The sequence below is a fragment of the Pseudomonas sp. DCB_AW genome (genome assembly GCF_026240895.1).
In the GTDB taxonomy this organism is placed as follows: Bacteria; Pseudomonadota; Gammaproteobacteria; order Pseudomonadales; family Pseudomonadaceae; genus Aquipseudomonas; species Aquipseudomonas kermanshahensis.
On record NZ_JAPFCE010000078.1, the window covers coordinates 1 to 21,741 of the forward strand.

Genomic DNA, 21,741 nt, shown 5'->3' on the forward strand with positions numbered 1-21,741 from the left:
GGATGGTGACTAGGCTCCTACTCGTGCTTTAGGCACCGCTGGCTATCAGTCTGCCATCCACTGCTCTCACCCTTTTGAGTTTAATTGGCCTTGAAGACACAAGCTGGCTTGCCTGCGATGGGCCGCACAGCGGACCCTATCAGCCGCGACGCGGTTGCCGCACCAGCCGCAACCCGGCCAGCACCACGGCAAACACCGCAATACTGGCCGTATACAGCACCAACGCCGGTATCGCGAACACCAACGCCAGACTCGCCAGCCACCACCCAACCCGCCCCGCAACCACCTGCGCCACCAGCGCCAGGCCAAGCCCACTCCAGGCGATGACCTGAAAATGAATACCCAGCCCCAGCAGCGAGCGCACCTGGCACTGCCAGAACGCCTCGGGCGCCGCACACAGCCCCACCCACTGCGCGTCTTCCATCAACCCATAACGCACGCCATAGCTGGCGGCCAGCCACGCAGGCAGAAATAACAGCAAGGCAATGACCGGCAGCGAACGAGACATCCAGTTCTCCAATAGCGGAAATCGAAATCGTGCATGATCGCCCAAGGCCGGTTGTAAGGCAAAATCACCTTCCTGCAGCTATGTTGCAGATAACAAGCACACCAAAGACCACCGCACTTGGCAACTTTGCCCATACTGCCGTGGTCCTAGCCTGCACACCGCAACACCTTGTATTTCTTTTTGGGGGTTACATGCATCGATCTTTGCGCCTCGCTGCCCTGCTCGGCGGCCTGCTCATGGCTGTGGCCGCTTCGGCGCGGGATATCGACGCCGCGAGCTATGGCTACCCCTTGACCAACCCGTTCGAGGCGACCATCGCCACCACGCCGCCGGAGCAACGCCCAACCTTGCCCAGCGATGAGGACATCGACCAGGACGACTACAGCCTCAACCTGCGACCCGAGCGTGAGTTCACCCTGCCCGACAACTTCTGGTCGGTAAAAAAGCTCAAGTACCGCCTGGCCCGTCAGGACCACAAGGCGCCGCTGATCTTCCTGATCGCTGGCACCGGTGCCCCTTATTCCAGCAGCATCAACGAATACCTGAAAAAGCTGTACTACCAAGCCGGCTACCACGTGGTGCAACTGTCCTCGCCCACCAGCTACGACTTCATGAGTGCGGCCTCGCGCTTCGCCACCCCGGGTATCAGCCAGGATGACGCTGAAGACATGTACCGGGTGATGCAGGCCGTGCGCGCCCAGCACCCGCGTTTGCCGATCAGCGAGTTCTACCTCACCGGCTACAGCCTCGGCGCGCTGGACGCGGCGTTCGTCAGCCACCTGGACGAGACCCGGCGCAGCTTCAACTTCAAGCGTGTGCTGCTGCTCAACCCGCCGGTCAACCTGTACACCTCGATCAACAACCTCGACAAACTGGTGCAAACCCAGGTCAAAGGCATCGACCGCAGCACCACGTTCTACGAGCTGATGCTCACCAAGCTGACCCGTTACTTCCAGGACAAGGGCTATATCGACCTCAACGAAGCCCTGCTGTACGACTTCCAGCAGTCGCGCCAGCACTTGTCCAACGAGCAGATGGCCATGCTGATCGGCACCTCGTTCCGCTTCTCGGCAGCCGATATCGCCTTTACCTCCGACCTGATCAACCGCCGCGGCCTGATCATTCCGCCGAAGTTCCCGATCACCGAGGGCAGCAGCCTCACGCCGTTCTTCAAGCGTGCCCTGCAGTGCGACTTCGACTGCTACATGACCGAGCAGGTGATCCCGATGTGGCGCGCCCGCACCGATGGCAACAGCATCCTGCAGTTGGTTAACCAGGTCAGCCTGTATGCGCTGGAAGACTACCTGCGCGACAGCCCGAAAATTGCCGTGATGCACAACGCCGACGACGTCATCCTCGGCCCAGGCGATATCGGCTTCTTGCGCAAGGTGTTCGGTGACCGCCTGACCCTTTACCCCCATGGCGGCCATTGCGGCAACCTCAACTACCGCGTCAACAGCGACGCCATGCTGGAGTTCTTCCGTGGTTAACAAACTCCTCTTCGCCACTGCCCTGCTCGTCGCTGGCAACGCCCTGGCCGCGGAGGTCGCACCGCGCGCCAGCGTGGTCGAGGCCGACCCGCAGGTTACCGCCGCGCCGCTGCCACCGGAGGCCGATGGTTTCATCGACCCATTGCGGGCATTGAAATTCAACCCAGGCCTGGACCAGCGCGAGTTCGAACGCTCCACCCTGGAGGCGCTGAACGTCTACGACCCACTGGAATCAATCAACCGGCGCATCTACCACTTCAACTACCGCCTCGACCAATGGGTGCTGCTGCCCGTGGTGAGCGGCTATCAGTATGTAACACCGCGTTTCGTGCGCACCGGGGTGAGCAACTTCTTCAACAACCTCGGCGATGTGCCGAACCTGTTCAACAGCGTGTTGCAACTGAAAGCCAAGCGCTCGGCGGAAATCACCGCACGGTTGATGTTCAACACGCTGATCGGGGTCGGTGGGCTGTGGGACCCAGCGACCAAGATGGGCCTGCCGCGCCAGAGTGAAGACTTTGGCCAGACCCTGGGCTTTTATGGTGTGCCGGACGGGCCGTACCTGATGCTGCCGGTGCTGGGCCCCTCGAACCTGCGCGATACCACCGGGCTGGTGGTGGACTATGCGGGCGAACAGGCGGTCAACTTCCTCAATGTGCCGGAAACCAGTACCGATCACCCGGAAATCTTTGCCCTGCAGGTGGTGGACAAGCGCTATACCACCAAATTCCGCTATGGCCAGCTCAACTCGCCGTTCGAGTATGAGAAGGTTCGGTATGTGTATACCCAGGCGCGCAAGCTGCAGATTGCTGAGTAAATAGCTACTGGCCTCTTCGCGGGCAAGCCCGCTCCTACAGGTACCCCACTGCGCTCAGGCCAGTGATACCCCTGTGGGCTTGCCCGCGAAGAGGCCAGCACTGCTTGCATCAAATTCCCAGAAACTGCTCCAGCTCGCGCCGCTTGACCAACGCATCCCTGCGCCCCAGCTCGATCAGCTCACTGCAATAACTCGCCTCGAACAGCAAATAACTCAGCACCCCCGCCCCACTGGTCCGCGTCGCCCCCGGCCCACGCAAGAACAGCCGCAACGCCGCCGGCAATTCACGCCGGTGCCGCGCAGCGATTTCGTCCAGCGGCTGGCTGGGCGCCACCACCAATACTTCCACCGGCGCCAGCCCCAGGCGCCGTGCATCCAGGTGGGCAGGCAGCAAGTGGCTAAGGTGGTTGAGCCGCTGCAGCAGTTCGATGTCGTCTTCCAGGCTGTCGATAAAGGTGCTGTTGAGCATGTGACCGCCAATCTGCGCCAGGCTCGGCTGCTGGCCACTGAACACTCGCTGGGTGGGCCGCGGCGGCGATGGCCGCTGAGGGTTGCCGCTGACCCCGACCACCAGCACCCGGCTGGCCCCCAGGTGCAACGCCGGGCTGATCGGTGCCGACTGGCGCACCGCGCCGTCACCGTAGTACTCGTCGCCCAGCCTGACCGGCGCGAACAACAGCGGGATTGCCGCACTGGCCAGCAAGTGGTCGATGGTCAACGGCGTGGGTACGCCGATGCGGCGGTGGCGCAACCACGCCTCGATGGTGCCGCGGCCCTGGTAGAAGGTCACCGCCTGCCCCGACTCGTAGCCGAATGCAGTCACCGCCACGGCGCGCAGTTGTTCGGTGGCCAGGGCGTGGCCGATGCCGTCCAGGTCCAGGTGCGCTTGCAGCAGGCCGCGCAAGGGGCTGCTGTCGAGCAGCGCCACCGGCGCATGGCCACCCAGGCCCAGCAGGCTATGGCTGACGAAGCGGCTGGCCTGGCGGATTACCCCCGGCCAGTCGCTGCGCAGCACCAGGTGGCTGCGAAAGTTTTGCCAGAAGGCGGTGAGGTTGCGCACGGTTTCGGTGAAGCGGGTAGCGCCGCTGGCGAGGGTGACCGCATTGATGGCGCCAGCCGACGTGCCGACGATGACCGGGAAGGGGTTGGGCGCGCCCGGGGGCAGCAGTTCAGCGATGCCGGCCAATACGCCGACCTGATAAGCGGCACGGGCGCCGCCGCCAGAGAGGATCAGACCAGTTACCGGAGGTGGGGCCATGGCATCCTTCCTGTAGGAGCAGCCTTGTGCTGCGAAGAGGCCGGTGCAGCCTTAAAGATAATCGGCAGCATTCCCCGGCCTCTTCGCAGCACAAGGCTGCTCCTACAAGGAGAGGCCGGGCCTGGCATCAGCGTTTCTTCTTGTCATACAGCCTAGGCGCACCCTCGGGCCGCGACTTGAAGCGCCGGTGCGCCCACAGGTACTGCTCGGGGCACTCACGCAACACACCCTCGATCCACTGGTTGATGCGCAAGCAGTCCGCTTCTTCACTCTCCCCGGGGAAGTCCGCCAGCGGCGGATGGATCACCAAACGATAGCCGCTGCCATCTTCCAGGCGCTTCTGGGTAAAGGGGATGACCTGCGCCTTGCCCAGGCGGGCGAACTTGGTGGTGGCGGTCACGGTCGCCGCCGGGATGCCGAACAACGGCACGAACAGGCTCTGCTTGGCGCCGTAATCCTGGTCGGGCGCATACCAGATTGCCCGGCCCGAACGCAGCAGCTTGAGCATGCCGCGTACGTCTTCACGCTCCACCGCCAACGAGTCGAGGTTGTGCCGCTCACGGCCGCTGCGCTGGATGAAGTCAAACAGCGGGTTGCCGTGCTCGCGGTACATGCCATCGATGGTGTGCTGCTGGCCCAGCAGCGCGGCGCCGATTTCAAGGGTGGTGAAGTGCACGGCCATCAGGATCGCGCCCTGCCCTGCCTGCTGGGCAGCCTGCAGGTGCTCGAGGCCTTCGATATGTGCCAGGCGCGCCAACCTGGCCTTGGGCCACCACCAGCTCATGGCCATTTCGAAGAAAGCGATGCCGGTGGAGGCGAAGTTGGCCTTCAACAAACGCTGCCGTTCGTCGTCGGACATTTCAGGGAAACACAGTTCAAGGTTGCGCGCGGCGATGCGTCGACGCTCACCGGCAACCCGGTACATCACTGCGCCCAGGGCAGTGCCGACCCACAGCAGGGCCCGGTAAGGCAGCTGGACGATCAGCCACAGCAGGCCCAGGCCCAGCCACAGGCCCCAGAATCTGGGGTGAAGGAAATAGGGGCGAAAACGCGGGCGTTCCATTGAAGCTTCCGGAAAGACAAAGGCCGCGCATTCTACAACGGATCAGCGCATGTTGCGGGCAACGGGTGTTCTCGTTATAAGTCAGGGCACTTTTTTCGCAACAAGCCGTCTATGCAGACCATGAGCCTAAACCAGACCCCCGACACCGCCTCCGTGTTCCAGCTCAAGGGCAGCATGCTCGCCATCACTGTGCTGGAACTGGCGCGCAATGACCTTGAAGCCCTCGACCGCCAATTGGCGGCCAAAGTCGCGCAGGCACCCAACTTTTTCAGCAACACGCCGCTGGTGCTGGCGCTGGACAAGCTGCCGGCCAGCGAAGGCGCCATCGACCTGCCCGGCTTGATGCGTATCTGCCGCCACCATGGCCTGCGTACCCTGGCGATCCGCGCCAACCGCATCGAGGACATCGCCGCGGCGATCGCCATCGACCTGCCGGTGCTGCCGCCGTCCGGCGCGCGCGAACGGCCGCTGGAGCCCGAGCCTGAGGTGAAAAAGCCCGAGCCGGCGCCGGCGCCGGCAGCCGAACCGGAAATCCGCCCGACCCGCATCATTACCTCGCCGGTGCGTGGCGGCCAGCAGATCTACGCCCAAGGCGGCGACCTGGTGGTGACTGCGTCGGTCAGCCCGGGTGCGGAACTTCTGGCCGATGGCAACATCCATGTGTACGGCGCCATGCGCGGCCGCGCCCTGGCGGGCATCAAAGGCAACACCAAAGCACGCATTTTCTGCCAGCAGATGACGGCGGAAATGGTCTCGATCGCGGGCCAGTACAAGGTCTGCGAAGACCTGCGCCGCGACCCGCTGTGGGGCTTCGGCGTGCAAGTCAGCCTGTCTGGTGACGTGTTGAACATCACCCGTCTTTAACGGATACTTGCCGTCATTTTTAGAGCAACTTTTTTACCTGTTGCCGTTTTTTGCATATTGCTGGGACACCTGTCCCGACTTATTTAGGGGTGAAACACCTTGGCCAAGATTCTCGTCGTTACTTCCGGCAAGGGGGGTGTGGGCAAGACCACCACCAGCGCCGCCATCGGCACCGGCCTCGCACTGCGCGGCCACAAGACAGTCATCGTCGACTTCGACGTGGGCCTGCGTAACCTCGACCTGATCATGGGCTGCGAGCGCCGCGTGGTGTACGACTTCGTCAACGTGGTCAACGGCGAAGCCAACCTGCAGCAAGCCCTGATCAAGGACAAGCGCCTCGAGAATCTGTACGTCCTGGCCGCCAGCCAGACCCGTGACAAGGACGCGCTGACCCAGGAAGGCGTCGAGAAAGTGCTGATGGAACTCAAGAATGACTTCGAGTACGTCATCTGCGACTCCCCGGCCGGTATCGAAAAAGGCGCGCACCTGGCGATGTACTTCGCCGACGAAGCCATCGTCGTGACCAACCCTGAGGTTTCCTCGGTACGTGACTCGGACCGCATGCTGGGCATCCTGTCGAGCAAGTCGCGCCGCTCCGAGAACGGCGAAGAGCCGATCAAGGAACACCTGCTGATCACCCGCTACCACCCTGAGCGCGTCGAGAAAGGCGAGATGCTGAGCATCGACGACGTTACCGACATCCTCGCGATCAAGCTCAAGGGCGTGATCCCCGAGTCCCAGGCAGTGCTCAAGGCTTCCAACCAGGGCATCCCGGTCATCCTCGACGACCAGAGCGATGCCGGCCAGGCCTATAGCGACACCGTCGACCGTCTGCTGGGCAAAGAAAAGCCCCTGCGGTTCATCGAAGTGCCGAAGCAAGGATTCTTCGCGCGCCTGTTTGGAGGCAAGTAAACCATGAACCTTTTTGACTTCTTTCGTGGCAGACAGAAACAGACCAGCGCGTCGGTGGCGAAAGAGCGTCTACAGATCATCGTGGCGCATGAGCGCGGCCAGCGCAGCGAACCGGACTACCTGCCGGCACTGCAGAAAGAACTGCTCGAAGTGATCCGCAAGTATGTGAACATCGGCAACGATGATGTGCACATCGAGCTGGAAAACCAGGGCAGCTGCTCGATTCTGGAGCTGAACATTACCTTGCCTGATCGCTGATCCGGCTGAAAGTTGGGGCTGCGTTGCAGCCCTTTCGCGGCACAAGGCCGCTCCTACAGGGGACTGCGTGATCTCTGTAGGAGCGGCCTTGTGTCGCGAAAGGGCCGCAACGCGGCCCCAATGGTTTTCCCCGATTTAACCGAGACCACGCAATGCCGCTGTCAAACGTCCAGATCCTCCACGAAGACGCCGCCATCCTGGTGGTCAACAAGCCAACCCTGCTGCTGTCGGTGCCCGGCCGAGCCGATGACAACAAGGACTGCTTGATCACCCGCCTGCAGGAAAACGGCTACCCCGATGCGCTGATCGTGCACCGTCTGGACTGGGAAACCTCCGGCATCATCCTGCTGGCCCGCGATGCCGACAGCCACCGCGAGCTGTCGCGCCAGTTCCACGACCGCGAGACCGAAAAGGCCTATACCGCCCTGTGCTGGGGCCAGCCGGCGCTGGACAGCGGCAGCATCGACCTGCCCCTGCGCTACGACCCGCCAACCAAGCCACGGCATGTGGTGGACCATGAGCAAGGCAAGCATGCCCTGACTTTCTGGCGCGTCCTGGAGCGTTGCGGCGACCACTGCCGGGTCGAGTTGACGCCGATTACCGGGCGCTCGCACCAGTTGCGCGTGCACATGCTGTCGATCGGCCACCCGCTGCTGGGTGACCGCTTGTATGCCAACCCTGAAGCCTTGGCGGCCTATGACCGGTTGTGCCTGCATGCGGCAATGCTGAGCTTCACTCACCCGGTCAGCGGGGAGCGGTTGAAGTTCGAGTGCCCGGCACCGTTCTGATTGATGGGTGGCAGTTCCGGCCTCTTCGCGGGCAAGCCCGCTCCTACAGGGTTTGCGGGGTCTTTGTGGGAGCGGGCTCGCCCCGCGAAGAGGCCGACACAATTTGTGATCTATCTGCGTTAAACTCGCGCCACTGCTGTCTGGAGTGAGTTATGCGCGAAGCACTGAACACTGGCCTGATCGATTTCCTCAAGGCCTCCCCCACGCCCTTCCATGCCACCGCCAGCCTGGCCCAGCGCCTCGAGGCCGCCGGCTACCAGCGCCTGGACGAGCGCGACAGCTGGTCAACGGTGCCGGGTGGTCGGTATTACGTCACCCGCAACGACTCCTCGATCATCGCTATCAAACTGGGCAAGCAAGCGCCCCTGCTTGGCGGTATCCGCATGGTCGGTGCCCACACCGACAGCCCGTGCCTGCGCGTCAAGCCGCAACCCGAACTGCAGCGCCAAGGCTTCCTGCAGCTGGGCGTCGAGGTTTACGGCGGTGCGCTGCTGGCGCCCTGGTTCGACCGCGACCTGTCCCTGGCCGGCCGGGTCACCTTCCGCCGTGACGGCAAGGTCGAAAGCCAGCTGATCGACTTCAAGCTGCCCATCGCGGTGATCCCCAACCTGGCGATCCACCTCAACCGCACCGCCAACGAAGGCTGGCAGATCAACCCGCAGAACGAACTGCCGCCCATCCTGGCCCAGGTCGCCGGCGACGAGCGCATCGACTTCCGCGCGCTGCTCACCGAACAGCTGGCCCGTGAGCACGAGCTCAACGCCGACGTGGTGCTGGATTACGAGCTGAGCTTCTACGACACCCAGGATGCCGCGCTGATCGGCATCAACCGCGACTTCATCGCCGGTGCCCGCCTGGACAACCTGCTGTCGTGCTATGCCGGCCTGCAAGCGCTGCTGGCTGCCGACAGCGACGAAACCTGCGTGCTGGTGTGCAACGACCACGAAGAAGTCGGCTCGTGCTCGGCCTGTGGCGCCGACGGCCCCATGCTCGAGCAGACCTTGCAACGCCTGCTGCCCGAGGGTGACAGCTATGTGCGGACCATTCAGCGCTCGCTGATGGTGTCGGCTGACAACGCCCATGGCGTGCACCCCAACTATGCCGACAAGCACGACGGCAACCACGGGCCCAAGCTCAACGCCGGGCCGGTGATCAAGGTCAACAACAACCAGCGCTACGCCACCAACAGCGAAACCGCCGGGTTCTTCCGCCACCTGTGCATGGCCGAAGAAGTACCGGTGCAGAGCTTCGTGGTGCGCAGCGACATGGGTTGCGGCTCGACCATCGGCCCAATCACCGCCAGCAACCTGGGTGTGCGCACGGTCGATATCGGCTTGCCAACCTTTGCCATGCACTCGATCCGCGAGTTGTGCGGCAGCCATGACCTGGCGCACCTGGTGAAAGTGCTGACGGCGTTCTACCGCAGCCGCGACCTGCCATAACGCTATCGTGTAGGAGCAGCCTTGTGCTGCGAAGAGGCCGGTACAGCCCCATAAAACGGGGCATTATGTACCGGCCTCTTCGCAGCACAAGGCTGCTCCTACACAAGGCAAAAAAGGCAGCGCGTCCGGCCACCTTGCTCAAGGTCAACCCGCTTCGCCTGCTACCCGCTATGCTTATTACATGGCCCCACTGCAAAAGGATTGCTGTCCATGTCCCCCTTTCTGTCCCTGTTCGTGCCGGTGTTTCTGTTCCTGCTGCTGCTGACCATCGGCTTCAGCCTGCGCGAGCGCAACATCGGTGTGCTGATGATGTGGATCGGCACACTGGGCATCTTCGGCCTCACCTGCTGGAAGATCCTGGAGAAACTGCCCACATAAACCTCTACACTCGGTCCATCGTTTGACCTGAGGTAGATTTCCCGGTGCCTGCCCTTCTGCGTTGCCTGTCCCTGCTGCTGTTATTGTTCATCACCCCGGTTCAGGCCGCGGGCCTGCCGAGCCTGCTCGGCTCCAGCGCGCCTGCGCAGCCTGAGGCCACCGAGCCGTTGGGCAAGTCGCTGGACGAGGTGATCAAGAACCTCGAAAACGACCAGCAACGCGCCAAGTTGCTGGCCGACCTGAAAAAACTGCGCGACGCCACCAAGCAATCACAACCCACCGTCGAACAGGGCGTGCTAGGCCTGATCGGTGGTGCTTTGCATGACTTCGAACAGCAGTTCAGCGGCGATGCCAGCCCCTTCCACCGCTGGGCGGCGGAAATCGAGCAAGCCCAGGCAGAACTGACCGAACTGGTGGTCCCGGTGCACCAGTGGCCGGCGATCCTGTTCGGCTTTGCCGCGATCATCGCGGTCTGGAGCCTGCTGGCATACGCCTTCAACTGGATTGGCCACCGGGTACGGCTACGCTTCGGCCTCACCGAAGAGCTGCCCCAGCACCCGCGCACCTGGGACCTGGTGCGCTTTGCCCTGCGCAAGCTCGGGCCCTGGCTGGTGGCCTTGGTGTTCACCGTGTACCTGAGCTTCGCCCTGCCCTCGTCGCTGGGCAAGTCGATGGCCATGGTGCTGGCGTATGCGTTGGTGGTCGGCACCTGCTTCTCGGCCATCTGCGTGATCGCCTTCTCGCTGCTCGACGGCCCACACCGCCACCGCGCCCTGCATATCCTGCGGCACCAGGCCTTCCGCCCGCTGTGGCTGATCGGCAGCTTTGCCGCCTTCGGTGAGGCCATGAGCGACCCTAGGCTGACCGTCGCCCTCGGCACCCACCTGGCCCATGCCTTGGCCACCTTGGCCAACGTCATCGCGGCGATCTGCACCGGGCTGTTCATCCTGCGGTTCCGCCGCCCGATCGCCCACCTGATCCGCAACCAACCCTTGGACCGACGTCTGACCCGGCGCACCCTGAGCGACACCATCGAGATCCTCGGCAGCTTCTGGTTCGCGCCCGCGTTGATTCTGGTGGGTATTTCGCTGTTCGCGACCTTCGTCTCGGCCGGCGACACCAGCACCGCGCTGCGCCAGTCGTTGATGTGCACGGTGCTGGTGGTGGTGTGCATGGTGCTCAACGGCCTGGTGCGCCGCCACGCGGCCAACCCCAAACGCGCCAACAAGCGCCAGGCGGTGTACACCGAGCGCTTGCGCAACTTCGCCTATGCCCTGGTGCACCTGTTCATCTGGCTGCTGTTCATCGAGCTGGGGCTGCGCGTGTGGGGCTTGTCGATGATCACCTTCGCCGAAGGCGACGGCCACGAGGTGAGCCTGCGCCTGCTGGGCCTGGCCGGCACGCTGATCGCCGCCTGGCTGGTGTGGATCCTGGCCGACACGGCCGTGCACCACGCCTTGGTGCGTTCGCGCCGCGGGCTGGCCAACGCCCGCGCGCAAACCATGATGCCGCTGATCCGCAACGTCATGTTCGTGGCCATCTTCATCATCGCGGTGATCGTTGCCCTGGCCAACATGGGCATGAACGTCACCCCGCTGCTGGCCGGTGCCGGTGTGATCGGCCTGGCCATCGGTTTTGGCGCCCAGTCCTTGGTGGCCGACCTGATCACCGGGTTGTTCATCATCATCGAGGATTCGCTGGCCATCGACGACTACGTGGATGTCGGTGGGCACCTGGGGACGGTCGAGGGCCTGACCATCCGCACCGTGCGCCTGCGCGACATCGACGGCATCGTGCACACCATCCCGTTCAGCGAAATCAAGAGCATCAAGAACTACTCGCGGGAGTTCGGTTACGCGATTTTCCGCGTGGCGATCCCGCACAGCATGAACATCGACCAGGCCATCACGCTGATCCGCGAGGTGGGGCAGAAACTGCGTAACGACCCGTTGATGCGCCGCAATATCTGGTCGCCGCTGGAGCTGCAGGGCGTAGAGAGTTTCGAGTCGGGCTCGGCGATTTTGCGAGCGCGCTTCAAGACCGCGCCGATCAAGCAATGGGAAGTGTCGCGGGCGTTCAACCTGGCGTTGAAGCGCCAGCTGGATGAAGCGGGGCTGGACCTGGCGACGCCGCGGTTGTCGGTGCAGGTGGTGACGGCGGGCGGTGGCGGTATGAGCGAAACCAGCTCGTCCAGTTAGGGCCTCTTCGCGGGCAAGCCCGCTCCCACAGGATCACCACAGCGTCGAATACTGCGAGGCGCCTGTGGGAGCGGGCTTGCTCGCGAAGAAGCCACCCCATTACCCCGCCTGAGCGCGGATGCGGATTGCATCATGCCGCCAATATTCCAGGTCACAGTCGATCAGGTGCCCCTGCTGGTCACTGTTGACCCGGGTGATGTGTAACCCCGGGCTGCCGACCGACACCTTCAACGCGGCCGCTGCCTCGATCGGCAACGCCGTCGGCAGAATCTCGAAGCACACCTGCCCATAGCCGATGCCGTATACCCGCCCATAAATCTCGGTCAGCGACTGCGCCAGGTCCTGCTCGAGAATGCCCGGGAAATACCGCGGGTTCAGGTAGTGCTCGGCATACAGCACCGCCCGCCCATCGATACGCCGCAGCCGGCAGATCCGCACCACACTGGACAACGCCGGCAATTGCAGCCGGGCGCAGACAACGGCAGACGCCGGCTGCAGCCGCGCCGACAACAGCTCGGTACTCGGCACCCGCCCCTGGTCACGCACCATCGCATGAAAGTGGCTACGCTCGATCAGGTCATAGGTCAGCCGCTGTGGGGCGACGAACCAGCCGCGCCGCTCTTCCCGGTAGATCAGCCCCTGGGCCTCCAGCTGGGCCAAGGCCTCGCGCAGGGTAATGCGCGTGGTATCGAACACCTCGCTGAGCTTGCGCTCGGCCGGCAGCTTGCCACCCGGCGCCAGCAGGCCGTGTTCGATCTGCTCCTGCAGGGCGTGGCAGATGGCTGTTACCGCACGCGGGGGCATCGGTTGCATCAAAGGTTACCTATCTGGACTAGGCCAGCCCCATGACGGGGCAATTGGAGAGTAGTGCAAGCCTAGGCAGGGCTGATGAACATCCTGTGACAAAGGCACCACACGGGCTTTGCCAGTTTCGGGCCAAGCCCGCTAAATCAGGGCCTGCGATCTGGTCTACGCTGTATTTTCAGGCAGCCGGAACCCCCGGTTGAAGCCTCCCCCTACATCAAACTGTCACGCAAGCGGCCTACCTTGGCTCAAGGTTTGCTGACCTAGACCAAAGGTCGCTGACAACTGCCTCATTCACGACAACGATCGCAACAGGCACCCACCCAAGGAGCTTCGGATGAAAAAGTTCTTCATGGCGTCACTGCTCGGTTCGGCCATCGCCCTGTGTACCACGGCCATGGCCGCCGGCACCGACCTCAAGGCCCTGGAAGACGCCGCCCGCAAGGAAGGCACCGTCAACAGCGTGGGCATGCCCGATGCCTGGGCCAACTGGAAAGGCACCTGGGAGGACCTGGCCAATAAATATGGCCTCAAGCACAGCGACACCGACATGAGCTCGGCCCAGGAAATCGCCAAGTTCGAGGCCGAAAAAGACAATGCCAGTGCCGACATCGGCGACGTCGGTGCCGCCTTTGGCCCGATTGCCGTGACCAAGGGCGTGAGCCAACCATACAAGCCGAGCACCTGGGACCAGGTACCCGAATGGGCCAAGGACAAGGACGGGCACTGGGCGCTGGCCTATACCGGCACCATCGCCTTCATCATCAACAAGGACCTGGTGAAAGAAGAAGAACGCCCGAAAACCTGGCATGACCTGGAGAAAGGCAAGTACAAGGTTGCCATCGGCGATGTCGGCACCGCCGCCCAGGCCGCCAACGGCGTGCTGGCCGCAGCCATCGCCTACAAAGGCAGCGAGAGCAACATTGAGCCAGGCCTGCAGCTGTTCACCAAGCTGGCCCAGCAGAAGCGCCTGTCGCTGGCCAACCCGACCATCCAGACCCTGGAAAAAGGTGAAGTGGAAGTGGGTGTGGTGTGGGACTTCAATGGCCTGAGCTACCGTGATCAGATCGACCCCAAGCGCTTCGAAGTGCTGATCCCATCGGACGGCTCGATCACCTCGGGCTATACCACCATCATCAACAAGTACGCCAAGCACCCGAACGCAGCCAAGCTGGCGCGTGAGTACATCTTCAGCGATGCCGGGCAGACTAACCTGGCCATCGGCCACGCCCGGCCGATCCGCGCCGAGCACCTGAAGCTGCCGGCCGATGTGCAGGCCAAGCTGCTGCCTAACGAGCAGTATGGTGCTGCCCAGCCGATCAAGGATGCCGCTGTTTGGGAAACGACTTCGAAGGCACTGCCGCAGAAGTGGCAGGAGCAAGTGATCATCGAGATGGAGTAAGGGGCTAGATCTCTAGCGCCTGAACCGGCCTCTTCGCGGGTGAACCCGCTCCCACAGATACAGCGCAGCCCTCGGGGATAGCGATAACTTTGTGGGAGCGGGTTTACCCGCGAAGAGGACAACGCGGTTATTGACTGGAGCCACCATGCAACACAACGTCATCCTGGTCCTGCTCGACGGCCTCAATCACCAGGTCGCCCACCATGCCATGGGCCACCTGCACGCCTACGTCGAGGCCGATCGCGCCGCGCTGTACCGCGTGGAATGCGAGCTACCGTCGCTGTCGCGCCCGTTGTACGAATGCATCCTCACCGGCGTCACGCCGATCGACAGCGGCATCGTGCACAACAACGTCAACCGCCTGTCCAACCAGCGCAGCGTGTTCCACTACGCCCGCGAAGCGGGGCTGGGTACTGCAGCGGCGGCCTATCACTGGATGAGCGAGCTGTACAACCGCTCACCGTTCGACGCGCAGCGTGACCGCCACACCCATGCGCCGAAGCTGCCGATCCAGCACGGCCTGTTCTACTGGGACGACCGCTACCCCGATTCGCACTTGCTGGCTGACGCCGAATACCTGCGCCGCCGGCATGCGCCGAACTTCCTGCTGGTGCACCCGATGAGCATCGACGACGTCGGCCACCGCCACGGCCTGGACAGCAGCCAGTACCGCAACGCGGCACGCAGCGCCGACATCCTCTTGGCCGACTACCTGCCGCGCTGGCTCGAAGAGGGCTATCAGGTGCTGGTCACCGCCGACCACGGCATGAACAACGACCGCTCGCACAATGGCTTGCTGGCCGAGGAACGCGAGGTCCCCTTATTCGTCTTTGGCGATGGCTTCAGCCTCGACCCTGCTGCCAAGCCGCTGCAAACCGAGTTGTGCGGCACCATCTGCGAGCTGCTTGGCGTGGCCCACGACAAGACCGTGTGCCGGGAGCTGCTCAAGTGAATGCCAGCCATCGCGGCCGTTACCTTGCCCTGCTCTGCCTGCTGCCATTCGCCGTGTTCTTCATTATCTTCCAGATCGCCCCGCTGGCCTGGGTGGCGATCAACAGCGTGCAGTCCGAGGCGGGCTGGGGATTGGAAAACTTCAGCAAGGTGTTCGCCTCGAAGTTCTACCTGCAAGCCTTGCAACGCAGCCTGGAGATCAGCTTCTGGTCGAGCCTGTTCGGTATCGTCATCGCTACCCTCGGGGCCTACTCGTTGCGCCATGTGGATTCGCGGCTGCGCGACTTCGTCAGTGCCTTCGCCAACATGACCAGCAACTTCTCCGGCGTGCCACTGGCCTTCGCCTTCATCATCCTGCTGGGTTTCAATGGCGCACTGACCCTGCTGCTTAAACAGATCGGCCTGCTGGAAGACTTCAGCATCTACTCCAAAAGCGGGCTGATCCTGGTGTACACCTACTTCCAAATCCCCTTGGGCGTGCTGTTGCTGTACCCGGCGTTCGATGCCTTGCGTGAAGACTGGCGTGAGTCGGCCGCCCTGCTCGGCGCCAACCACTGGCAGTTCTGGCGCCATATCGGCCTGCCCGTGCTGACCCCGGCGTTGCTCGGCACCTTCGTCATCCTCTTGGCCAATGCCCTGGGCGCCTATGCCACGGTGTATGCGTTGACCACCGGCAACTTCAACGTGCTGCCGATCCGCATCGCTGGCCTGGTGGCCGGTGACATCAGCCTCGACCCTAACCTTGCGAGTGCCCTGGCCATGGTGCTGGTGGGGCTGATGACGCTGGTCACGGTGGTCCATCAATGGCTGCTGAAAAGGAGCTACCATGCGCGCTGAAACCAACGCCAGCAGCCTCTACCACCGCCTGGTGGTGTACCTGCTGTTCCTCATCCTGCTGTTGCCGCTGGCCGGCACCCTGCTCTACTCCGTGGCCACCAGCTGGTCGGCCAGCCTGTTGCCCAGCGGCCTGACCCTGAAGTGGTACGTGGCGCTGTGGAGCGAGCCGCGCTTTCTGGCGGCATTCGGCCAGTCGCTGCTGGTGTGCGTGGGCGCACTGATACTGTCGGTGGTGCTGATCCTGCCGCTGCTGTTCGTGGTGCACTACCACTTCCCCAAGCTCGACGCGCTGATGAACATCCTCATCCTGCTGCCGTTCGCGGTGCCGCCGGTGGTGTCCGCAGTGGGGTTGCTGCAGCTGTATGGCAGCGGGCCCATGGCCATGGTCGGCACCCCGTGGATTCTGATCGGCTGCTATTTCACCATCGCCCTGCCGTTCATGTACCGGGCAATCACCAACAACCTGCAGGCGATCAACCTGCGCGACCTGATGGACGCCGCCCAACTGCTCGGGGCCAGCACCTGGCAAGCGGCGTTCCTGGTGGTGCTGCCGAACCTGCGCAAAGGCCTGATGGTGGCCCTGCTGCTGTCGTTCTCGTTCCTGTTCGGCGAGTTCGTGTTCGCCAACCTGCTGGTCGGCACCCGCTACGAGACGCTGCAGGTGTACCTGAACAACATGCGTAACAGCAGCGGCCACTTCAACAGCGCGCTGGTGATCTCCTACTTCGCCTTCGTGCTGGTACTCACCTGGGTCGCCAACCGCCTGAACAAGGACAAGACCTGACATGAGCTTCGTCAGCGTACAGCAACTGCACAAACGCTATGCCGGCACACCGGTGTTCGAAAACATCGACTGCCAGATCGAACGCGGCGAGTTCGTCACCCTGCTCGGCCCTTCCGGCTGCGGCAAGTCCACCCTGCTGCGCTGCATCGCCGGGCTGACCCCGGTGGACGGGGGGCGCATCCTGCTCGATGGCCAGGACATCGTGCCACTGAGCCCGCAGAAACGCGGCATCGGCATGGTGTTCCAGAGCTACGCGCTGTTCCCCAACATGACCGTGGAACAGAACGTTGCCTTTGGCCTGCGCATGCAAAAGGTCAAGGCCGACGAGAGCCAGGCGCGGGTGCGTGAGGTGCTCGCCCTGGTGGAACTGGGCAACTTCGCCGGGCGCTACCCGCACCAGCTGTCGGGTGGCCAATGCCAGCGCGTGGCCCTGGCCCGTTCACTGGTGACCCGCCCGCGCCTGCTGCTGCTCGACGAGCCGCTGTCGGCGCTGGATGCGCGCATTCGCAAGCACCTGCGCGAGCAGATTCGCGCGATCCAGCGTGAACTGGGGCTGACCACCATCTTCGTCACCCACGACCAGGAAGAGGCCTTGACGATGTCAGACCGCATCTTCCTGATGAACCAGGGCCGCATCGTTCAGAGCGGCGATGCCGAAACCCTCTACACCGCCCCCGTGGACCTGTTTGCTGCGGGCTTTATCGGCAACTACAACCTGCTCGACCCGGAAAGCGCCAGCCGCCTGCTGCAACGCCCGGTGGCCAGCCGCCTGGCCATTCGCCCCGAATCCATCACCCTGGGCCTGAATGGCGAGCTGGACGGTGAAGTGCGCAGCCACAGCCTGCTGGGCAACGTCATCCGTTACCGGGTGCGGGTGCGTGAGGTGGAACTGGTGGTCGACGTGCTCAACCGCTCGTCTGCCGACCTGCATCCAGACGGCCAGCGAGTATCCTTGTCGATCGACCCCACGGCGCTGCGGGAAGTGGCTTAAGGAGATTCAACACAATGGCACTGGCAATTTTCGATCTGGACGAAACCCTGATCCACGGCGACTGCGCGTCACTGTGGAGCGAGCAGATGGCCCGGTTGGGCTGGGTCGACGGCAAGGACTTCCTGCGTCGCGACCATGAATTGATGGAGGCCTATGGCAAGGGCCACCTGGCGATGGAGGACTACATGGCCTTCAGCCTCGAGCCGATTGCCGGGCGCACCCTGGAAGAGGTCGAGCACCTGGTGGAGCCGTGGGTGGAGGACGTTATCGAGCCGATCATTTTCGGCGACGCCTGCCGCTGCATCGCTGAGCATCGCAAGCGTGGCGACCGTATTCTGATCATTTCCGCCTCGGGTACGCACTTGGTCGGGCCGATTGCGGCGCGGTTGGGCGTGGACGAGTACCTGGCGATCGAGCTGGAGGCGGTGAATGGGGTGTACACCGGCAAGACCCATGGGGTGCTGACCTACCGTGAAGGCAAGATCACCCGGTTGTTGGAGTGGCTGGATCAGGAGCAGGAGAATCTGGAAGGGGCGAGTTTCTATTCCGATTCGCGGAACGATCTGCCGTTGTTGTTGAAGGTGGACCATCCGTTTGTGGTGAACCCAGATGCGGTGTTGCGCGAGCATGCCGAGGTCAATGGGTGGCCGATTCTGACTTGGGGCTGATCATTGCGCTGAACATACTGGCCTCTTCGCGGGACAAGCCCGCTCCCACAGGAATATCACAGGCTCAGGATCAGTGATTTACCTGTGGGAGCGGGCTTGCCCCGCGAAGAGGCCGGGCCTGCTTACACCAGGCTCGGATCGATCACCATCACCAGCTTGCCCGACACTTGGTTAGTCTCAAGCTCGGCATATGCCGCCTGGGCGAACTCCACCGGGTAGGTATCCACCAACTGCGCCGACAACCGCCCTTCGACGAACAGCGGCCACACCTGCTGCAGCAACTCACGCAGCAACTCGGCCTTGAAGCCATCGTCACGGTTGCGCAGCGTTGAGCCGGTGATTTCCAGGCGCTTGCCCAGCACCTGTGCCAGGTCCAGCTCGAACTTGCGTCCGCCCATCAGGCCGATGATTACCCAACGCCCGTCACGCGCCAGCAGCTTGAGGTTGAGTTCCCCATAACTGGCACCCACCGGGTCAAGAATCACGTCGAAGGGCCCAACGCCTTCCAGCGCATCGAGGTTCTCGTTACGCACCACACCACCGGCAGCACCCAGCGCTTCGCAGTAGGCCAGGCGATCCTGCGAGCCAACACTCACATACACCGGGTTGCCAAACGCCTTGCACAACTGGATCGCCGCCGAACCCACGCCGCTGGCCCCTGCGTGCACCAGCACTTTCTCGCCGGCTTTGACGGCGCCCAACTGGAAGATGTTCAACCACGCCGTGGCGTACACCTCAGGCAGCGCCGCCGCTTCGTGCAGGCTCAGGCCTTCAGGCACCGGCAGCACATGGCGAGCGTCGACCACCACTTCTTCAGCCATCGCACCGCTGGCCAGCAGCGCACACACCCGCTCGCCCACACGCCAATCGGCGCCCGGCCCAACTTCTTCGATAATGCCGGCGCACTCCAGGCCCATATAAGGGCTGGCGCCAGGCGGTGGCGGGTACAGCCCCTTCATTTGCAACAGGTCGGCGCGGTTCAGCCCCGCAGCAGCCACGCGAATGCGTACTTGGCCCGCGTCAAGGGCCGGGCGCTCGGCCTCGACCCACTCCACATGTCCGTCTTCGCCTTGCAATGCCTTCACAGTGCCTCCATAGTTGAATCATGACTGAGCCTGGGGAACCCTCGCCCCGGGCTTTTTGCAGTATTTGTCCGGCTCCATGGAACCGGCAACGGAAAAGACGGCCTACTATGCGTGATCAATTGCCTCCACGTCGAATCAGCATGAAGCATTTCCTCCCAAGCACCGCCCTGGCCCTGATGATTGGCCTGGGCAGCCTTACGCTCGGCGGCAATGCGGCGGCCGCCAACAAGTGGGACAGCCTGCAGCCGGACCGCGACGAAATCGTCGCCAGCCTTAATGTGGTGGAACTGCTCAAGCGCCACCACTACAGCAAGCCACCGCTCGATGACGCCCGCTCGGTGATCATCTACGACAGCTACATCAAGCTGCTGGACCCTGCGCGCAGCTACTTCACCGCGGCCGACATCGCCGAGTTCGACAAGTGGAAGACGCAGTTCGACGACTTCCTCAAAAGCGGCAACCTCGACCCGGGCTTCACCATCTACAAACGTTACCTTGACCGCGTCAAGCAACGCCTGGACTTTGCCCTGGCCGAGCTGAACAAAGGCGTCGACAAGATCGACTTCACCACCAAGGAAACCTTGCTGATCGACCGCAAGGACGCCCCGTGGATGAAAAACCAGGCCGAGCTCGACGACCTGTGGCGCAAGCGTGTCAAAGACGAAGTGCTGCGCCAGAAGATCGCTGGCAAAGAGCCCAAGCAGATCCAGGAAACCCTGACCAAGCGCTACAAGAACCAGCTGGCGCGCCTGGACCAGACCCGTGCCGAGGATATCTTCCAGGCCTACATCAATACCTTCGCCCAGTCCTACGACCCGCACACCAACTACCTGTCGCCGGACAACGCAGAAAACTTCGACATCAACATGAGCTTGTCGCTCGAAGGCATCGGCGCGGTGCTGCAAAGCGACAACGACCAGGTCAAGATCGTCCGCCTGGTGCCGGCAGGCCCTGCCGCCAAGACCAAGCAGGTCGCTCCGGCCGACAAGATCATCGGCGTGGCACAGGGCAACAAGGAAATGGTCGACGTGGTCGGCTGGCGCCTGGACGAAGTGGTCAAGCTGATCCGTGGCCCGAAAGGCTCGGTGGTGCGCCTGGAGGTCATCCCGGCCAGCAATGCCCCGAGCGACCAGACCAGCAAGATCGTTTCGATCACCCGCGAAGCCGTCAAGCTTGAAGAGCAGGCGGCGAAAAAGTCGGTGCTCAAGCTCAAGCAGGACGGCCGTGACTACAAGCTGGGCATCATCGAGATCCCGGCCTTCTACCTGGACTTCAAGGCCTACCGTGCCGGTGATCCGGAGTACAAGAGCACCACGCGTGACGTGAAAAAGCTGCTCACCGAACTGCAAAAAGAGAAAGTCGATGGCGTAGTCATCGACCTGCGCAACAACGGCGGCGGTTCGCTGCAGGAAGCCACCGAGCTGACCAGCCTGTTCATCGACAAGGGCCCGACGGTGCTGGTGCGCAATAGCGACGGCCGCGTCGACGTGCTCGAGGACGAAAACCCGGGCGCCTTCTACAAAGGCCCGCTGGCACTGCTGGTCAACCGCCTGTCGGCCTCCGCCTCGGAGATCTTCGCTGGTGCCATGCAGGACTACCACCGCGCACTGATCATCGGTGGCCAGACCTTCGGCAAAGGCACCGTGCAGACCATCCAGCCGCTCAACCATGGTGAGCTGAAACTGACCTTGGCCAAGTTCTACCGGGTGTCTGGGCAGAGCACCCAGCACCAGGGCGTGCTGCCGGACATCGACTACCCGTCCATCATCGACACCAAGGAAATCGGCGAAAGCGCCCTGCCCGAGGCGATGCCGTGGGACACCATCCGCCCGGTGGTCAAGCCAGCGGCCGACCCGTTCAAGCCGTACCTGACCCAGCTCAAGGCACAGCATGAAGCGCGCAGCGCCAAGGATGCCGAGTTCACCTACATCCGCGACCGCCTGGCCCTGGCCCAGAAGCTGATGAACGAGAAGACCGTCAGCCTCAACGAGCAAGAACGCCGTGCCCGCCACGATGAGATCGAGGGCAAGCAGTTAGCCCTGGAAAACATCCGCCGCAAGGCCAAAGGTGAAGAGCCGCTCAAAGAGCTGAAGAAGGAAGATGAAGACGCATTGCCGGCTGAAGATGAAAACACCAAGCCGCGCACTGGCCATCTGCAAGTCCAGGTTGCGTTCGGCGACCCGCTGGATCAGCGCGCTGAGCCGGGCATCGTGGAAGCTCTCCCACCAGCGCAGTTCCAGGGG

Annotated in this window: 21 protein-coding genes; 16 read left to right on the plus strand and 5 right to left on the minus strand. The window is 63.0% G+C overall.

Features of this window, described 5'->3' with window-relative positions; translation table 11 throughout:
• Positions 1–139: 139 nt before the first annotated feature.
• Positions 140–508, minus strand: coding sequence for a hypothetical protein (locus tag OO306_RS24690; RefSeq protein ID WP_085272789.1), 369 nt, complete (start codon positions 506–508; stop codon positions 140–142).
• A 191-nt stretch (positions 509–699) separates the two neighbouring features.
• Here OO306_RS24690 and OO306_RS24695 point away from each other — a divergent pair, with 191 nt between their 5' ends.
• The gene (locus tag OO306_RS24695) at positions 700–1,998 is read left to right on the plus strand and encodes a serine/threonine protein kinase (protein WP_027595921.1); all 1,299 of its coding nucleotides are present in this window, start codon (positions 700–702) and stop codon (positions 1,996–1,998) included.
• Complete coding sequence (locus tag OO306_RS24700; protein ID WP_099428541.1) at positions 1,991–2,815, plus strand: VacJ family lipoprotein; 825 nt, start codon at positions 1,991–1,993, stop codon at positions 2,813–2,815. Before OO306_RS24695 ends, OO306_RS24700 begins: the two co-directional genes overlap by 8 nt.
• A 109-nt stretch (positions 2,816–2,924) precedes the next feature.
• Here the strand turns inward: OO306_RS24700 and OO306_RS24705 are convergent, their stop codons facing one another.
• On the minus strand, positions 2,925–4,073 hold the full coding sequence (locus OO306_RS24705; protein ID WP_099453206.1) for a patatin-like phospholipase family protein: 1,149 nt from the start codon (positions 4,071–4,073) through the stop codon (positions 2,925–2,927).
• Between the two features lie 127 nt (positions 4,074–4,200).
• The gene (locus OO306_RS24710; RefSeq protein ID WP_027595918.1) at positions 4,201–5,136 is read right to left on the minus strand and encodes a lipid A biosynthesis lauroyl acyltransferase; all 936 of its coding nucleotides are present in this window, start codon (positions 5,134–5,136) and stop codon (positions 4,201–4,203) included.
• A 111-nt stretch (positions 5,137–5,247) separates the two neighbouring features.
• Between OO306_RS24710 and minC the strand changes: the two genes are divergently transcribed.
• The 7 genes from minC (at position 5,248) to OO306_RS24745 (ending at position 11,976) form a co-directional block, all read left to right on the plus strand.
• Positions 5,248–6,000 carry a septum site-determining protein MinC gene (gene minC, locus OO306_RS24715; RefSeq protein WP_027595917.1) on the plus strand — a complete coding sequence of 251 codons (753 nt, stop codon included), beginning with the start codon at positions 5,248–5,250 and terminating at the stop codon, positions 5,998–6,000.
• A 99-nt stretch (positions 6,001–6,099) separates the two neighbouring features.
• Complete coding sequence (gene minD / locus OO306_RS24720) at positions 6,100–6,912, plus strand: septum site-determining protein MinD (RefSeq protein ID WP_027595916.1); 813 nt, start codon at positions 6,100–6,102, stop codon at positions 6,910–6,912.
• 3 nt (positions 6,913–6,915) lie between these two features.
• The gene (gene minE / locus OO306_RS24725; RefSeq protein ID WP_003252572.1) at positions 6,916–7,170 is read left to right on the plus strand and encodes a cell division topological specificity factor MinE; all 255 of its coding nucleotides are present in this window, start codon (positions 6,916–6,918) and stop codon (positions 7,168–7,170) included.
• 152 nt (positions 7,171–7,322) lie between these two features.
• A complete protein-coding gene (locus tag OO306_RS24730; RefSeq protein ID WP_027595915.1) occupies positions 7,323–7,958 on the plus strand; it encodes an RluA family pseudouridine synthase in 636 nt (211 codons plus the stop codon).
• A 152-nt stretch (positions 7,959–8,110) separates the two neighbouring features.
• Positions 8,111–9,400, plus strand: a complete 1,290-nt coding sequence (locus OO306_RS24735) for a M18 family aminopeptidase (RefSeq protein ID WP_027595914.1) — start codon at positions 8,111–8,113, stop codon at positions 9,398–9,400.
• Between the two features lie 210 nt (positions 9,401–9,610).
• Positions 9,611–9,778, plus strand: a complete 168-nt coding sequence (locus OO306_RS24740) for a hypothetical protein (RefSeq protein ID WP_167334464.1) — start codon at positions 9,611–9,613, stop codon at positions 9,776–9,778.
• Positions 9,779–9,822: 44 nt separating this feature from the next.
• Positions 9,823–11,976, plus strand: coding sequence for a mechanosensitive ion channel family protein (locus OO306_RS24745; RefSeq protein ID WP_027595913.1), 2,154 nt, complete (start codon positions 9,823–9,825; stop codon positions 11,974–11,976).
• A gap of 99 nt (positions 11,977–12,075) precedes the next feature.
• Here the strand turns inward: OO306_RS24745 and OO306_RS24750 are convergent, their stop codons facing one another.
• A complete protein-coding gene (locus OO306_RS24750) occupies positions 12,076–12,789 on the minus strand; it encodes a UTRA domain-containing protein (RefSeq protein ID WP_099428539.1) in 714 nt (237 codons plus the stop codon).
• Between the two features lie 328 nt (positions 12,790–13,117).
• Here OO306_RS24750 and OO306_RS24755 point away from each other — a divergent pair, with 328 nt between their 5' ends.
• The 6 genes from OO306_RS24755 to OO306_RS24780 all read left to right on the plus strand — a co-directional run bounded on the left by OO306_RS24755 (position 13,118) and on the right by OO306_RS24780 (position 18,413).
• The gene (locus tag OO306_RS24755; RefSeq protein WP_265970135.1) at positions 13,118–14,182 is read left to right on the plus strand and encodes an ABC transporter substrate-binding protein; all 1,065 of its coding nucleotides are present in this window, start codon (positions 13,118–13,120) and stop codon (positions 14,180–14,182) included.
• Between the two features lie 145 nt (positions 14,183–14,327).
• On the plus strand, positions 14,328–15,134 hold the full coding sequence (locus OO306_RS24760; RefSeq protein ID WP_027595910.1) for an alkaline phosphatase family protein: 807 nt from the start codon (positions 14,328–14,330) through the stop codon (positions 15,132–15,134).
• On the plus strand, positions 15,131–15,970 hold the full coding sequence (locus OO306_RS24765) for an ABC transporter permease subunit (RefSeq protein ID WP_265970136.1): 840 nt from the start codon (positions 15,131–15,133) through the stop codon (positions 15,968–15,970). Before OO306_RS24760 ends, OO306_RS24765 begins: the two co-directional genes overlap by 4 nt.
• Complete coding sequence (locus OO306_RS24770) at positions 15,960–16,754, plus strand: ABC transporter permease (protein WP_027595908.1); 795 nt, start codon at positions 15,960–15,962, stop codon at positions 16,752–16,754. Before OO306_RS24765 ends, OO306_RS24770 begins: the two co-directional genes overlap by 11 nt.
• A 1-nt stretch (position 16,755) precedes the next feature.
• Positions 16,756–17,745, plus strand: coding sequence for an ABC transporter ATP-binding protein (locus OO306_RS24775; RefSeq protein ID WP_265970137.1), 990 nt, complete (start codon positions 16,756–16,758; stop codon positions 17,743–17,745).
• A 14-nt stretch (positions 17,746–17,759) separates the two neighbouring features.
• Positions 17,760–18,413 carry an HAD family phosphatase gene (locus OO306_RS24780; protein ID WP_265970138.1) on the plus strand — a complete coding sequence of 218 codons (654 nt, stop codon included), beginning with the start codon at positions 17,760–17,762 and terminating at the stop codon, positions 18,411–18,413.
• Positions 18,414–18,535: 122 nt separating this feature from the next.
• Here OO306_RS24780 and OO306_RS24785 read toward each other — a convergent pair whose 3' ends face one another.
• Positions 18,536–19,498 carry an NAD(P)H-quinone oxidoreductase gene (locus tag OO306_RS24785; protein WP_238215198.1) on the minus strand — a complete coding sequence of 321 codons (963 nt, stop codon included), beginning with the start codon at positions 19,496–19,498 and terminating at the stop codon, positions 18,536–18,538.
• Positions 19,499–19,638: 140 nt separating this feature from the next.
• Between OO306_RS24785 and OO306_RS24790 the strand changes: the two genes are divergently transcribed.
• Positions 19,639–21,741: carboxy terminal-processing peptidase (locus tag OO306_RS24790; protein ID WP_265970139.1), on the plus strand; the 2,103-nt coding region annotated here is incomplete at its 3' end.